Annotated in this window: 13 protein-coding genes and 1 pseudogene; 5 read left to right on the top strand and 9 right to left on the bottom strand. The window is 42.5% G+C overall.

Annotation, left to right across the window (positions count from 1 at the left end):
- Nucleotides 1-187 precede the first annotated feature (187 nt).
- Nucleotides 188-305 (top strand): annotated as a pseudogene (locus tag ACYTXL_RS18785) (DUF389 domain-containing protein); the annotation flags it as partial.
- A 262-nt stretch (nucleotides 306-567) separates the two neighbouring features.
- On the opposite strand, the gene ACYTXL_RS18780 reads toward ACYTXL_RS18785, so the two are convergent.
- The 3 genes from ACYTXL_RS18780 to ACYTXL_RS18770 form a co-directional block, all read right to left on the bottom strand.
- Nucleotides 568-3,573, bottom strand: coding sequence for an MFS transporter (locus ACYTXL_RS18780; RefSeq protein WP_461926067.1), 3,006 nt, complete (start codon nucleotides 3,571-3,573; stop codon nucleotides 568-570).
- Nucleotides 3,574-4,242: 669 nt separating this feature from the next.
- A complete protein-coding gene (locus tag ACYTXL_RS18775) occupies nucleotides 4,243-4,494 on the bottom strand; it encodes a type II toxin-antitoxin system HigB family toxin (protein ID WP_461926070.1) in 252 nt (83 codons plus the stop codon).
- A gap of 29 nt (nucleotides 4,495-4,523) precedes the next feature.
- Nucleotides 4,524-6,122, bottom strand: a complete 1,599-nt coding sequence (locus ACYTXL_RS18770; RefSeq protein WP_461926066.1) for an Hsp70 family protein — start codon at nucleotides 6,120-6,122, stop codon at nucleotides 4,524-4,526.
- 387 nt (nucleotides 6,123-6,509) lie between these two features.
- On the opposite strand from ACYTXL_RS18770, the gene ACYTXL_RS18765 reads away from it, so the two are divergent.
- Complete coding sequence (locus ACYTXL_RS18765; RefSeq protein ID WP_461926065.1) at nucleotides 6,510-7,052, top strand: hypothetical protein; 543 nt, start codon at nucleotides 6,510-6,512, stop codon at nucleotides 7,050-7,052.
- A 108-nt stretch (nucleotides 7,053-7,160) separates the two neighbouring features.
- On the opposite strand, the gene ACYTXL_RS18760 is transcribed toward ACYTXL_RS18765, so the two are convergent.
- Together ACYTXL_RS18760 and ACYTXL_RS18755 are read right to left on the bottom strand one after the other, a co-directional pair.
- Nucleotides 7,161-7,583, bottom strand: coding sequence for a type II toxin-antitoxin system VapC family toxin (locus tag ACYTXL_RS18760; RefSeq protein ID WP_461926064.1), 423 nt, complete (start codon nucleotides 7,581-7,583; stop codon nucleotides 7,161-7,163).
- Entirely contained in the window at nucleotides 7,580-7,831 is a 252-nt protein-coding gene (locus tag ACYTXL_RS18755) for a DUF2281 domain-containing protein (RefSeq protein ID WP_461926063.1), read from the bottom strand. The genes ACYTXL_RS18760 and ACYTXL_RS18755 overlap by 4 nt, the downstream gene beginning before the upstream one ends.
- Nucleotides 7,832-8,002: 171 nt before the next feature.
- Between ACYTXL_RS18755 and ACYTXL_RS18750 the strand changes: the two genes are divergently transcribed.
- The gene (locus tag ACYTXL_RS18750) at nucleotides 8,003-8,197 is read left to right on the top strand and encodes a hypothetical protein (protein WP_461926062.1); all 195 of its coding nucleotides are present in this window, start codon (nucleotides 8,003-8,005) and stop codon (nucleotides 8,195-8,197) included.
- 62 nt (nucleotides 8,198-8,259) lie between these two features.
- On the opposite strand, the gene ACYTXL_RS18745 is transcribed toward ACYTXL_RS18750, so the two are convergent.
- From ACYTXL_RS18745 to ACYTXL_RS18730, 4 genes are all read right to left on the bottom strand, one after another.
- A complete protein-coding gene (locus ACYTXL_RS18745) occupies nucleotides 8,260-8,499 on the bottom strand; it encodes a hypothetical protein (RefSeq protein ID WP_461926061.1) in 240 nt (79 codons plus the stop codon).
- Nucleotides 8,500-8,791: 292 nt separating this feature from the next.
- The gene (locus tag ACYTXL_RS18740; protein ID WP_461926060.1) at nucleotides 8,792-9,328 is read right to left on the bottom strand and encodes a polysaccharide deacetylase family protein; all 537 of its coding nucleotides are present in this window, start codon (nucleotides 9,326-9,328) and stop codon (nucleotides 8,792-8,794) included.
- Nucleotides 9,329-9,415: 87 nt separating this feature from the next.
- Nucleotides 9,416-10,300 carry an aspartoacylase gene (locus tag ACYTXL_RS18735; protein WP_461926069.1) on the bottom strand — a complete coding sequence of 295 codons (885 nt, stop codon included), beginning with the start codon at nucleotides 10,298-10,300 and terminating at the stop codon, nucleotides 9,416-9,418.
- A 275-nt stretch (nucleotides 10,301-10,575) separates the two neighbouring features.
- Nucleotides 10,576-11,631 (bottom strand): glutathione S-transferase family protein, encoded by a 1,056-nt coding sequence (locus ACYTXL_RS18730; protein WP_461922231.1) that lies wholly within the window; start codon nucleotides 11,629-11,631, stop codon nucleotides 10,576-10,578.
- A gap of 854 nt (nucleotides 11,632-12,485) precedes the next feature.
- On the opposite strand from ACYTXL_RS18730, the gene ACYTXL_RS18725 reads away from it, so the two are divergent.
- Together ACYTXL_RS18725 and ACYTXL_RS18720 are read left to right on the top strand one after the other, a co-directional pair.
- Nucleotides 12,486-13,970: a galactose oxidase-like domain-containing protein gene (locus ACYTXL_RS18725; protein ID WP_461926059.1), complete on the top strand. Its 1,485-nt coding sequence runs from the start codon at nucleotides 12,486-12,488 to the stop codon at nucleotides 13,968-13,970.
- 56 nt (nucleotides 13,971-14,026) lie between these two features.
- A complete protein-coding gene (locus ACYTXL_RS18720; protein WP_461926058.1) occupies nucleotides 14,027-14,959 on the top strand; it encodes a hypothetical protein in 933 nt (310 codons plus the stop codon).
- The last annotated feature ends 130 nt before the right edge of the window (nucleotides 14,960-15,089 follow it).

The following is a 15,089-nucleotide window of genomic DNA, read 5'->3' as shown; positions in this document are numbered from 1 at the left end:
GCTCCTGTGCGTTAGCGTTGGCGTAGCCTCTCGTAGAGAAGCTTCTCCAAAGGAGGTTCGCTAGCTTTGGTTTATTGCCCAACACTGCGGCATTACAGCACTTCCGGCAGCTATGAGGTACATCCTCAAATCTGAAAGGTATGCTAGGAGAGGGGCAAGGAGAAAACTATATTGCATAACAGCCGGAAGCGCTGTAATTATTGATGCCATGATTGTTGCACCTCTGATGTTGCCAATTCGGGGTTTAGCTTTTGGTGTTTTGCAAGCATAATATTACCCTGTTTTGCAAGGGAGTTGTTGCTGTAGCGAATCCACACACTGAAGTTGCTAATTTGGCATGAATGAGGAGAGAATCTAGATTAATTTTCGGTAATCCTGATATTTTTGGATTTAAACGCATAGGCGCTTCGCCTTGCCCCAGGGTAGGTACGCAAAGGAAACGCATAGGCGCTTCGCCTTCCCCCAGGGTAAGTATGTAGAGTCTTACTAGGTTAACTCGCTATAAATTAATGAAATGCTGTACTTAGTAGCAATGGAAATAACAAAATTATTCCAGCAGATATTTTTTCAATTGTAAGTTTTAACCTCGTATTTTTCGAGTAACTCTTTAACTTGAGCAGCCACTAGAGGATGTGGATCTTTTTCTAACTGGGGGAGGATTTGCAGGAGAACGCGATGTGAAACCATATTTAAGTATGCGATCGCAGCTTCTCTAACAAAGCCAGTTGGATGACGCAAACTCACTAAAATCTCAGAACTTGTCAGTCGGATGCGAGTCACTTGAGCAAAATGAAAACAGCAAGCTAAACACCAGTCAGAAAGGAAGTTACTTAACATCAGCAATCTGTGGAGGCGATCGCTAAATACCATATTCTCATATTCTCCGATCTTGGCTTCTATAAGATGTTGCAATTTTTCTGACTGCGGTCGGTTATCTAAAATATTCAGCAATAAGGACTTTGAAGGCAAAGTTATGGTATGCTCTAAGATTTCTAACCCTCGTGCTAAGTTTACCACTGAGAGCGATCGCAGATTGAACGCTGCTGCCTGCATCTTTTCTGGCGAGTAAAGCAGTTTTAGTAGCAGTAGCAGCCGCTCTTTGACATCCGATTCCAATTCTAAAAGGGCGCGTTGCAATAACTCACAAACAATCACAATCCTCTGACTAGATTGATGATTTTCTTTTTGATCTAATGTTTTAAAGTCGATGTATGCGGCGTAAATCTCACCTAAAAACTTTAATTCCTGCTTGATTAAATTTTCTATCCGACTTTCATAAAATCGATCAACTAAACCTGTAATTCCTGGTTGTTTATGTATTTTTACTAAGCTACGAAGAATATGATCCCTAGTAATACCACAAGATGTTTCCAAGTTTTCCCATAAAGTCTCCAATGCTTCTTGGGTGCCAATTTGAGCAATGGTGCGCCAAGCGTACATCCGCACTACTTCCGGTTTGTAAATATTAGTAGCCAACCGCAATAGCATTTCTAAAGCTTCATTTTCCAGTCGCACTAGGGCTGACATTGCTGTACTGCGGGTTGATTTGTAATAAAGTGCTGCAATCAGCGCCGAATAGTACTCTTCTAAATGAGTTGCTGCAATCATTTCCAATACGGCACAGCGCACCCGTAAAGACTCATCTTGTAATAAATTTGGGATGTGAATCCGCAACGCCTGCAAATAAACTGCTTCTCTGAGGGCTCTAACTCCATTCACTCGTTCCCGTTCTAGCTTATGAGTCAACATCCGGCGCATGGTTTGCGTAGCTGCTACCTTTTGCATCGGCGTTCCCTGACGTAAGACTAAAGCGGCGGCGGTGGCGCGGATGAGTGAGTTTTGACGGGGGTTCAGGTATTCTTCTAAGAGGCTTAAATTGGGATTTGGTTCAGCCAGCCAAATGTAGCGCAGTGCTAAAGCAAAAACTTCGGGGTTAGTTTCTTGGGATTGTTCTAACAAAGGGCGGATGGCGGCTAGATAAGTGGGATTTGCACCTGCCATCAGCATCACTTCCAAACTTTGGCGCTGCAAGTCTGGGGTTAACTTAATTAATAGAGGTGCTAAAACCTCCGCAGATCCTCGGGAGTCCATTTGGGCTAAAAGTTCAATGCAAGAGCGTTTATCAGCCTCGCTGCCTTTTTCTGCTAAAGCTTTGACTAACCCCTGCTTGAAGAATCGTAAGCCCACATTGGTTGCACTCAATTGACCCTGGGCTACACTCAAGACTAACAGTTCAACATAGCGCGATCGCAATTCCCAAACTACTGTTAAACAGGTGCCAGCTATCAGCATTGTTTCTGCTACCAACACCCATTTTTGCATTGGTACAGGTACAAACCGCCCACAAAATAATAGAGTTACAAAAATTACCGCTCCTGTCAAACCTGTAGCGATCGCTTCGGCAGTTCCGCCAGATAAAGTCTGCATCCGGCTGCGAATTGCCTCTGGAATCGGTTGGTACAAGATGGGGCCGCTACTCATAACAAAGGTGTAGCGCAGAAGTTCATCACAGAATTTGACAATTATCAGACCCCAGAAAAAGCTTTGCGATTGCATGGCTGGAATTAAATGCAGCAATAGCAGCACCCCTGGTAGGGAAAAGCCGACGGTGATTGGTAAAAGCGTGGCTGTGAAAAATACTCCCATCCGTTCGATGATTCGGCTGGAAACAAACCACTGCAACGACAACTCACACAGTCCCAACATCCCCCCAAAAATACCCAAGGAGCTAGCGAGTTCTCGGTCACTCAAATTCGCTTGAAGTTCACGCAGATATTGAAAATCTACTAACAACCCAATGACTTGTAATAAACCCACAAAGGCAAACAACGAAAAGACATAGCGCTTCAGTGGACTTTTAATAAAACGCTGCCGTGAGCCTTGTTCTTTAGGAATTAGTCTTTGTGGGGTTTCAGGAAAAGCTGCTCGATAGTGATTAGTTAAATAAAATAGAATCCCCGATCCTAATAAAATCACTACACAGGCGATGAGGATGATCTTATTCAGCGAGGTGTATTGCACTAGCCAAGGCAAACTAAAACCACTGATTACATCTGCTACCAAAAGACCACTACTCACCAGTGGGTAAGTGCGCTTAATCTCCCGAATGTTAAATAGTTGGTTGGCGACGATGGAGGTGTTGAGGTCATTGACTACATAAAGTGCATCTACCCACAGCCGCAGCAGAAATACCGAAATCACTGCCAGGTAGGAAAAATGCGATTCCCAACGGACTAAAATTAATAAAACTAATGGCATCAACATACAAGGTGCGATCGCTACAATCACCCGGCGTAAGGGAAAAATCTTTTGCAGCCAAGAGTATAAAAAAACCAGTCCGGCACTCATTGCGGCACTGGCAATATACATCCACGGCAGTAGGCTAGTCCCATATTCATCCAAAAACAGCGCCACTGTACTGTCCTCTGCCCACCGCAATCCTACAGATATAGTTGTGTAAAAAAGAAACATTAACTGAGTTCGTTCGCTCTCCTCTGGTCGGAGATTCACCCACTGTAGTAGTCGTGGTAAGGCAACTTTATTTGCAGCCAACCAGTGATTTTTCAGTTCCATGCAGTTTTATTTTCTGGTAGTATCACCGTGTAAGGGGAGCGTGGGAGCAGGGGAAGTAAATTCTCTCTCATCTCCCACCCTGTGAAAAGCTAAAGCTACATCTCCTGGAAATAGCAAAAGTCCTGAGCAACTGAATATTATGTTTCCCATTCCGGCTTCAAGACTATCGATTTTAGATAAATTTAAATGGTATTAGAGGTAGGGGGGCGCAGATGTGCATTCATGCAAACTTAAGCCTTGGCGAATTCTAACCGCCCTTTTAACCCAGATTCAGCACTTCATGTTGTAGTATGAAAAGCAATACAAAAATCTGCAAGTGGATATTTCAATGTTTTCAAGGAATTCACTTTCTCACAGGATTTACGCACTCAAAAGCTGAAACTTCGGTCGCGTAGCGTGCCGTGCACTCCCCCCTAACCCCCCTTAAAAAGGCTACGGTGTAATACACAAGTCTCTCTTGATGCAATATTACGGTTTATCGAATAGCCCAAAGAAACCTCAAAGATTGGTTCTGCTACGCAAAACCTGTCCCTCTCCGAACTCACGGAGAGGGACTAAAGTCAGGACTCTTTAAGGTTTTGTTTTGGCTAATTCGATGACTTGTGTATACACGGTAGCTTAAAAAGGGGGGGATCTTAAAGAGCCAACTTTTTAAGGGGGTTGGGGGATCTATAAATGCGTAATACCATTTCTTTGTGAGGCTACGCCAAACCCTTTTAACTTCTTTCTTTGCGTCCAACCAACTATCAGACGATATTTGTTGCCTTTGATATTAAAAACAGTAAAATTCCCAACAGCTTCTGCTTGAGGATAAACTGCTTGCACTCGGGCAAGATTATTCCATGTAGCTTTATTAGCTGCCTTGTACCAGTTGTTAAGTGCATCACAGGAATCAGCATAATGTTGGCAAAATTCGCGCAGCTTTTTACGATTGATGATGTGTATTATATCTAGCTCAACTGTGCCACAAGTTGATTCTCCAAAAGTGTATCATTAGTTAACAAGTCCTCAACGGTGATTCGCAAAAAGCGTTGCTCATCAACTTGAAAAAGGATTTTTATCCGATCGCTTCCGGGATATCCAGCTGGTGTCAGTTGGGCAATTGTCCTCGCGCCTTCTTGATCGTTGAGGGGTTTAACGCTGGTTTCACTACTATCCAGACGGCGAGTAATCAAGCGATCGCCATCAAAATAAACTTCAGTGTTACCTGTATCTGCTCCCAATTCTCCCATAATTAACTCAATACTAGGCTGATTTTCCAAAGAAGCGCCTAAGACTAATTCCACTGGCTGACTCATTGGATATGCCTGTCCAGCTTTAATTAAAGAATGCCATTTGTGACGCTGGTTGCGGCGATCCCAGTAGCGAATACCATAACTATGATACAGAAAGTCTTTAATTTGCACACCTTGAGCTAGCTGTAATGCACCTTCAGCGATCGCTTCAAAAGGACGTTCGCAACGGATTTTTTCTGGCTCAAAATACTGTTTGATCCATGTCTGCACTGCCGGCAATTGCACTGTCCCACCAACTAACAAAACTGCATTAATATCTGCAAGTTCTATCCCTTGGCGTCTTGCTTGCTGCAACAGTGTCGTCATCGACTCATCCAATAACTCAAAAAATGCGTGTTCTTTGAGGACATTTTCAAAAGTGTCGCGGTTTAGTTCCAGTTCATAGCTTTCAAATGTCTGATCGTCAAAATAAACTTCACTAGCTTGGTTTTGGGTTGATAGCTGAATTTTTACCCGTTCTGCCAATCGTGTTGTCAACGGACTTACCGCCAACTCTTGAGTTTTGGCAAAGTAATCTACTAACCAATTATCAATATCAGTACCGCCCAAATTTTGCCCAGCTTTCGCCAGGACACGGGCAGTTTTGACTTTTTGTTTTGAATCTTCAGCTAAGGACTTATTACCCCACTTGAGGATAAATCCTAGCGGCTTTGTGGTTGCTTGGACGCCTTGATCTAACCGGACAAGCGATAAATCCAAAGTACCGCCACCAAAGTCAATCACCAAGAGAATTTCTTGATCTGCCAAGCCATAACCCAAGGCGGCGGCTGTGGGTTCATCCAGCATCCGCACCTGTTCGACGGGAAGGGCTTGACAAACTTTTCCCAACCAGTGACGATAAGCTTCAAAACTGTCTACGGGTACGGTTAAGATTAGAGAATCTAACCCACCTTGCAGAGGTGCTAGTTGCTCAATCACCTGAGTAAGAAACCATTGCCCTACTTGTTCAAAAGTGACAATTTGTCCATCTAGTTCGGGTAAGAAACCTTGGATATCTGCACCGATACCGCGCTTGAAACTGCGGAAAAATCGCGTTTCGCCTTTAAGGTCAAGACCGCGATCGCGTACTTGTTGCCCGACTAAGACTTTATTTTGGGTTGCGTCTTCAACATAAACCAAGCTGGGAATCAGTGGCGGATTAAGACTTTGTTTAATTGATAAACCTGGTAGATTCAGGGTTTCTGGCTGCTGGGTTACAGGGTTCCAACGAGCAATGACTGTGTTGCTAGTACCAAAATCGATTGCGATCGCCATATTTTATATTTATTATCTCGCACGAAGACGCCAAAGTTACTTCATTTGTGATTATTCTCTATAAGCCCCCAAGAATGCAAATCCACCCATAGGCTTGCCACCTCAGTTGGTGTAAGGTATTCTCTAGATATGTAATGCTTGTTGGGTAGACGAGTTGGGGGTGGCAACCTCATTTACTCTCGCTGGTAGTGTCCGGTGTACGCGACTTATTATAGACAGTCTACAACGCCAAGATCCTCATTACTCCGTCAGATGACGCGCCACTCTTAAATTATTGCTAATAATTATCAATACAAAATTATGTCCGCTTTTTTTTCGAGAAGAAGTCAGAACAAACGCATTGACAAAAGGAAAACCCCATTTTCATATACCTACAGGATATTTTGAATGTACTCACTTGTATTCATTAAAGATTTGTTGACCATCATTGGTGGAGTTCTTGGTGCGGTGGCTTTTGTATGGAAAGTGCGTGATACTTCCAGTAGCTATATCTACATTGATCTTGAGGTAGGGAACTCAGTCAACGAGTATTGCTTGATTAAAGCAACTGTTGAGAACAAAGGGTTTAGTAAAAAAAGAATTGATAACGCTTTATTGCTTTTAGGCCCTGAGGATGAACCTCCTATCGACACATACAGTAATCTGACTGGAAAAAAATTTATATCTACGAATCAAATTGCACACTCCCCTGTGAAGAAGCCTATATACGGTGGACGTCCCGGAAGAGCAGTGATCCCACTTCCCTTTTTCTACGAAGAGAACGTCAGAATCGCTGATGAGAAAGCTAGTTATACGGTGCCCGTTAAATTGGATTCATTTGAAAGAGGAGTCCCTTACGCAGTGAGTCTTTTTGTCGTTGGTGAAAATCGGTTACATCGTTCTACGCAAGATGTTTTGTTAATTGAGAAGTCTCATGAAAATCCTTCCTAATGCACACTCTTACATATCGAAGAAAGCCACAGCACTCATTCTTAAAATTTACATTCCAGTATTATTGCAATTAACCAAAATCCCTATTAGGGATTGAAACTTGTAGGCTCACAGTTCTTCTGGCATAATCACAGAAATTAATTGATTCCGATTCTTCCTATAAATCCTAAAATCACTATCAAATGTGAGCAATTCACGAGTAGGATACAGTTCTGCCATCCTCACCAAACAGGCATCCGCTAACGACATCGGTACAGACTGATAACGCAGCATCAACTCATAAACCGCCCCAGCTTCTTCACTCAAGCTCAACGGGAGATGGATAATTCCCTTTTGTACAAAAGAAATTACTGCTGCTTCTCCTCCATAAACATTCTGTAAAAGAAAACAAGCCTCTGTAATCACCGCTTCACAAGTTAACAGAGGGGGTTCAATTTGTCTGAACTGATTTGTCACCCACTGATGAAACTGCTCTCTTCGATTGACTAAAGCTACTAATGGGCCTGTATCTAGCAGTACCGCTTGCTTCATTCTGCTAATGGTCTTTTAAGATACTCCTTGTTTGTCGAGAGATCACCAGGCCCAGAATCCACACAGCCTACTAAGTCTCCCGCTGCTTCTAAAGCAGACATTGGCGTGCCATCATCGTGCTTAAACTCCACTGTTGGTGATTTCAATTGCAGAAATTCTACAAAGTGAAGTACTTGCTGCTGCTGTTCTCTTGATAAGGTAAGAACCTTTTGGGCAATAATTTGCTCTAGACCAATTGCTCTCGTCACCAGTCTTTCCTCCAGTCCCATCACTTCAAGTCTAAATCCAACTGCCCCAGTGACACAGAAACCAACAGAGCGTTGAAAATTTTTAGATGACTAGCTTTTGTCAATTTGATAGCGTAGGTGGCGAAAAAGCTGATTATTTCGTTCACGAATCTAGGCGATTAACCCAGACTTATGAATAAGACACATAGCAAACCTACTTACATAGATTATATTGTTAAACTTCCTGAGCGATCGCTCGAGGAGTTTTGTCGCTGGGTGTACCGCTTCATGGGCAATGCCCAGTTCATCTCTCCTCAAAATCTAGCTGAACAACACCAGAAATTTGCTCGTGCATTAATAAATCGGTATTCTTCCAAAGCCACATAAATCAGGATTTTAGTACAAAAACCTAATCTAACCCGGAACTCCGGGTTAGTGATAGTTCACACTCAATCTTCATTCCGTAACTGCCATACTGCACCGAAAGCGGCCCCAGCCCCAGCTAACAATCCGGTACTCATTCCTTCGATAGTTTTTTGGATTGGATTTTGAGTTAAACACTCACTTGTAACCTTACTGTCATCCAAGCAGAGACTACTTTCTGCCCAACCGGCAGTACCTCCTAAAATTACACCAGTTATACTACAGGAAAGAACTAGCAGCAAAAGACGTTGATTTTTTCTAGCCATAGATAGATGTTTCAAAGATTGAATATAGTAACGTCACTCACTTACTTTACACATTCTTGCTAGCAAATGTCAGCTGGCTTCAACAGAACTGGCTCCCCTGAAAAAGCCCCGATTTTTACAGACAAAAGTTTTATTGCATAAAGATCGGAGCAGTAGACTGTGATATCTTTCCTAGAATCAAACTAAATTCATAGCTAAAATTAATGTCAAACTTTGATTTGAGCAGCATTGCTGTGCCCCTACGACAGATGTGGTTCAAATAGATGAAAACTGCTGTATTTTTACAAATGATTTAGGACTGCTTTTTTACCTCTTTTGAGGTACTAATACAGGCAGTTGACGGGCGCCGGCTACGAATTTGGCGTGTTGTCCAACAGTCAAAACATTGAACTGACCGTCTTGCTAAGACTTTCAATACCGCAGGAGAAAAACTGTATCCAGGCCCTCGAAAACCGATAGGATGTTGACGAGTGACGCGCTTGATATGTTTTTCAGCCAAGGCCACCTCTTGTTCAATCTCATCCTCTGAATACAGATGTAGCCAAGGATCATGATAAAATGAATGATTGCCAATTTCGTGACCAGCGAGCGCGATCGCTTGTAATGCCTTACTATTCTTTTCCAGGGCTGCATCCTGACCAACAATGAATACTGTGATTGTCAAATCCCATTGCTGGAGAATATCTAAGAAACGAGGTACTGCGATATCCAGGTAAGATGGGAAAGTCTCCCAACCCGGAGCGCCCTGATTTTTTAGATAAGACCAAATATTATCTAAATCTAAAGAAAGACTGGCTATTGGTTTGTTTGCTGGTCGTTTAGTTACCATTATTAGGACGTTTTTAAGCGTAAATTATACTGTTATTTTTGGGCTTTATCGGTCAAGTTTCGGACTTCGGCTCAGGGCTTCTAAGCACTAAATATTGATTTGCTGTCTCTGAGTCAAACACATTGCAATTCCATTTTCGTAGTAAGCTGCCTCATTAATAAAAATCGGCCAAACCGTAGATGTTCCCTCATAAACAATTGTTTGATCATCAAAAGTTAGGAAAATTGGATCTCCTGGATTCAAGGCTTGATAATCCTTGTCCTGAAGCTCTGGATGAATCATTCCAAATATTGTCCCATCCTGTTTTTTGGGATAGTCCACATCAGATAAATGGTCATAGACAATCAACGTTTCTTTAGTTGATGGAATTTCACCCTGGTTAAATTGTTCTAGATAGTCCAGAACTGTGTGAACAAGTTCCACTGTTTGTTGGAACAACGTCGCTTTTAAGAGGCTTTGGGCAATGGGACCAACCTCGATCGCAAAGCCTAATTCGCACAGAGAATTTACAAATGGGTTTTCTTCAACTGATTTAAAAGAGCAGCGATAAACTCTCACCAAAGGATTAATTTGGCTCAGATAAGCAGCTAATTTCAAGTTTAAGGGATGACTGTTTACCAAAATAATTGTCAGACCCATATTAGCTGTAGTGCTGTGCAAGTCTAAGATGAAATCTGCTTGTTTATCCCCATTTGATATTAGGGTGTTCTGAATTGATTTAGCTTGCAATTCCTCGTAACTGTTCCGAGTCGCATCTTCTAAATCTTGCTTGAGAAAACAGCGATTTAAATCCTTCTCTACATATCGCCTCCTTGCGGCAAAAGCGTTAGGATTTGCTAATAGACTGACTGTCTCAAAACTTGGTCTACTAATTAGATGGGGAAACTGGGCAAATTTTTGGATTAGGTAAGCCCCTGTAAACTCATTGCCATGAGTTCCACCGACAATTGCAACTCGATTAATCTGGTTCACGATTACACCTATAGGAATCATATTTGATTTCTGAAAAAATCTCGGTAGTAATGTTGCAAAAAAATTGTAGGTTGGGGAGCCACTGCGTTGCGCGGGTTTCCCGCGTTGTAGCAAGTGGCGTTGGAGGCTTTGCCAAAGCCAACATCCTGATAATCAGTTGGGTTGCGCTCCGCTCCACCCAACCTACGTCTAGGTCTAATGCACTATTTTAGCCTAGAGGGTCCACTACGTGCATTTCAAAAATCAAATACTAGTCCTATACTTCTTAATGTACCTTATGAAGCATTCACTTTGCCGATGCGATCGCGACCATGTGGTTGATCAAGATAAGACATATCAGGCCCATCGGGAATGATTCCGCCTGGATTGAGTGGGAATAGGTTCCCGTAGTAGTCCCGCTTCACACTCTCGACATCGCAGGTGTCAGCAACACCTGGAAGCTGATATAGATCACGCAGATAACCTCCTAGATTCTGATAGTCTTGAATTCGCCGCCGATTGCACTTAAACAACCCGTAGTAGGCACTATCAAAGCGAAATAACGTTGTGAATAAACGCACATCTGCGAGTGTGAGATTGTCTCCGCACAGATAGCGATTAGTCTGCAATGCAATCTCAATCTCATCAAGAGTTGTGAACAGTTCATTACAAGCTTGATTGTATGCTTCTTGAGTTTGGGCAAAGCCGCAGCGATACACACCGTTATTTACCGCGTGATAAATTTTCTCATTCCACCAGTCAATTTTCTCTTTGAGTGCTTCTGGGTAGAGATCGAGTGTGGGATTGTTGGCGAACTCTTTAAACTCAGAGTTCAGCATCACAATAATCTCTGAACTCTCATTATTAACGATAGTTTTTGTTTGGCTATCCCATAGTACTGGCACTGTAGAGCGTCCACTGTACCCAGGTTCTGCAAGTTGATAAAATTCAGCTAGTGTGCTGCAACCCTGTTCTTCTTGGTTAAATATCCAACCGCCTTCAATGGGAGAAGGAGAGACGATACATACTGATATTACCGCTTCGAGTTTTTTGAGCGATCGCACAACCAGGGTTCGGTGCGCCCAAGGACAGCCCAGCCCTACATAGAGTTTGTAGCGCCCCTCTGCTGGTGAGTACGGATTCCCTAACTCTGTGCCAATGAACTTCCGAAACTGACTATTCGGACGAATATACGCTCCCGACTGATTGCTAGGAGCAAGCTTTGACATCATGATCTGCCAGATAGTCGTCCAGACATACTTTCCCACCCAGATGATCAGCTTCGGAGGGAGTGTCCTGCCCTTTTTTTTTGGGAGATTTTTCTCCTCATCCATCCGAGTTGAGTTGCTCATGGCGACAATCTGGCTTTGGGAGGGATTGACATTACCACTGTTTCAACTAAGTAGGTTTCCATGCTTACAACTCACTCTGAGTTTTACTACTTTACTACGCTTTACCTGTATTTTGTATCATAATCATTACAAAAAATGTCTCAGCTTTAAGCTAATCGTCATGGAAATTGCATCTTTGTATGTATGTAGCCTATCTAACATCACAGGATTGGTGAAAAGTTAAAGTGATCAACTCACATCTTGCACCAACAAAAATTGATGTGATTTTATTACTCAGTAAAAAAGTAAAAGTATTGATTTATCGATAAAAGCCAATAAAAATTAGGTAGCTTTATCGCACATCTTTTTACTTTTTCTGGGATTATACGGTGAGGTGCAAGATATGAGTCAACCATTTATTTGTCAATAACTAGTGGTCTTTAAAACCTAGTCAAAAATCGACATCGTAAACACAATTTTTCAGCTAATGATAGTTAATGGCGCAACTGCTACCATACTCCGACGACGAAGGAGGGCTACGCACAGCGTCTTTATTTGTGCAGCGTCACTAAGGAAAGGAGAAGTTCTGAGCAAATAAAACCGACCCTCTGACTTCTCAGTGCGTTTACGTGTCGTATTTAAAAGCATCGTTCATCCTTACCCTTAAAAACCCAATATAAGGCTTAATTCGCCACTATAGTATATAACTTTTTCAGTGCAATTACTTATTTACTAACCTGACTTTACATGATCTTGATGAAAATAACATCACACCTTAACACTAAGTAAACCGAAAAAATATAAGTTTAGAAAGAAATTACTGAAAGAAAAAAGAACAAAAACATAAGATTTACGTAGGAATAATTGTAGATAAAGTGACTCAACTTCATAACAAAACTAACCTTCTAGAGGAAACAGATTTAGGGACTTTAATAGCTCAGGGTGCTACTACAGACAAATGGCAAGTATTGCCGTACACTCTTCCAATCCTACCTATACATGCCGCCCTACTTCGTACTGGTAAGGTATTCTTTTTCTGTGGCTCAGGTAATGATCCCAATCGGTTAAATACTCCCTATGACAGTGTGGTTTGGGATGTAAACAGGGGAACCTTTTCCCGTCAACCGCCTCCATTGGATAGCAATAATCAACCTATTGACCTTTTTTGCGCTGGTCATTCCTTCACTGCTGATGGTCTGTTAATGGTTGTGGGTGGAACTCTGCGCTATGACCCATTTTATGGTTCACCCTCTGTTCTGATGTTTGATCCGATTACCGAGAAATGGGTCAAGAACGTATCAATGAATAATGGCCGGTGGTATGGTACTGCGTTAACACTAGGGAGCGGTCGTATCCTTGCAGTGTCTGGATTAGATAAAGATGGCAACCTCAACAGACAACCAGAAATTTATTCTTCTACATTTGCAAATGGTTGGAACGCTTTTCCAACAACTAATCCATACCCGCAATACGCACAGCTGTTTCTCCTAAGTAATGGAAATATCTTTTATTCAGGTGGTCACATGGGCGGCAGTGGAGTGACGCCAAGGATACTAACCCTGCCGGGGAAATTTACACAATCCATCACAGAAAAACTGGTACCAGGGCTGCAAGATCAAGATTTCGGTAATCAAGCTGCCAGCGTGCTTTTACCACCTGCACAAGACCAAAGGGTGATGATTATGGGTGGGGGTAGTAGTACTACGGCAACAGCCAGGGCGAATATTGTAAATCTAAAAGCTACTAATCCAACTTACGTAGGATCAAGGTTTCTAAAATATGCTCGGATGCATCTGAGCGCAGTTTTGTTGCCCGATCGCACAGTGTTTGTTTGCAATGGTAGCAAAATGAATGAGGACACAACAAAATCAATGCTGCCAGCAGAAATCTACAATCCAGCCACAAATACCTGGACAGCAGTAGCTAAACAAAATGTCCCCCGCGTATATCACTCAGTCGCCTTGCTCCTGCCAGATGGTAGGGTAATCGCAGCTGGAGGCAACCCTCAACGGAGAGTCAATGAACTGCGATTAGAAATCTACAGTCCTGCGTATATGTCGCGGTCACGACCAATTATTCAGAGAGCTCCTCAAACATTGAGCTACGGGCTGCAATTTAGGATTCAGACACCCCAGGCTGGGAATATTAGATGGGTTAGTCTGATTAGACCAATGGCGACCACCCATTCCTGCGATGCAGAACAAAGGTTAGTGGATGTACCGATTAATTCTCGGAACGCTACTTCTCTGAATGTCACACTAACAAACAATCGAAATATAGCACCACCAGGTTGGTACATGCTTTTTATTAGTGACAACAATGGGACACCTTCAGTAGCAACCTGGACGCAATTATTTTAGCCTTACGCGTTTAGGTTTAATATACTGCACTTTAACTAAATTCTAGGAGTGGAAATATGAATTACAAGCTATCACGTCGAAAATTTGGCCAGTTGGCACTTGCTGGAACTCTAATATCTGGACTTAGCTATCAAACCAACAAAGCCTTCGGGGAAACATCAAGTTTAAAAATTATCGGTATAGGTTCTAGCCCGATCATCAGCACTGACCAAACGGATAGTCCAGAGGTAAACACCACCGAATTAAACAGCATTACCCCAAAAAATGTAGCCACAGATATTAAGCCTGTAGGACTTGTTTTGCAATCCTTAATCACAGGAAAAGCTCAGATACTTGTGAATAAAAGTACACCTTTAGTAGAGTCTAACGAGACATTGAGCGGCTTCACTTCTTTAAGCGATGGTACACTGGTCGTAGCCATTACTCCTGTTAGCACTAGTAGGAAAGAGGCGACATCTACTCGGATTACATTTTTGAGTACACCTGTAAAAACTTTGATAGTCTCAGGACTTGAACAGAATCAACAGCTTGGCAGCTTGCTAGGTACTAATGATGGGCGACTCATCGGTTTAGTAGGTAAGAATAACGGTACACCGCCGATCAGATTGGTAGATATTAACCTTCAAACAGGAGAGATCAGTTTCATTAATAAGGTTAAATTCCCGGAGGATGAGCGGGTTAGCAATCTAGCTGAATGCCCCGATGGAAAACTCTATACCTCCTTAGTTGAATCCGATGGTGATACATTCCTGGTGCAGCTAGATTCAAATCAAAATAAACCGATCAGACTGGGACAATTGCAAGTTAATGGTCAAGCATGGAATAATGGCTTACAAAGCTTAGTTTGCTCTGGAACAGGTCAACTCCTTGCCTTTGGAGCGATGAGGTATCAAACACCTAATACTGTGTATAGCGTTGATAAGAACAGTGGAAACATGACTCGGCTACAAGACTTTGACGCTACTCAGATTGCGCTTGCTCGTGCTTAGAAGAAATTGAGCCGATAAGTAGGTAGGCGTAATTAAACATACAGCACTTTGCAGGTAAATTAAGTACACATCTTAATATGATAAATCTTGTGGGGTGGGCATCCTGCCCGCCCTTGTGTACCTCATTCAG

This window comes from Nostoc sp. (assembly GCF_054880495.1).
This window is presented reverse-complemented; position numbering and strand designations above follow the sequence as displayed.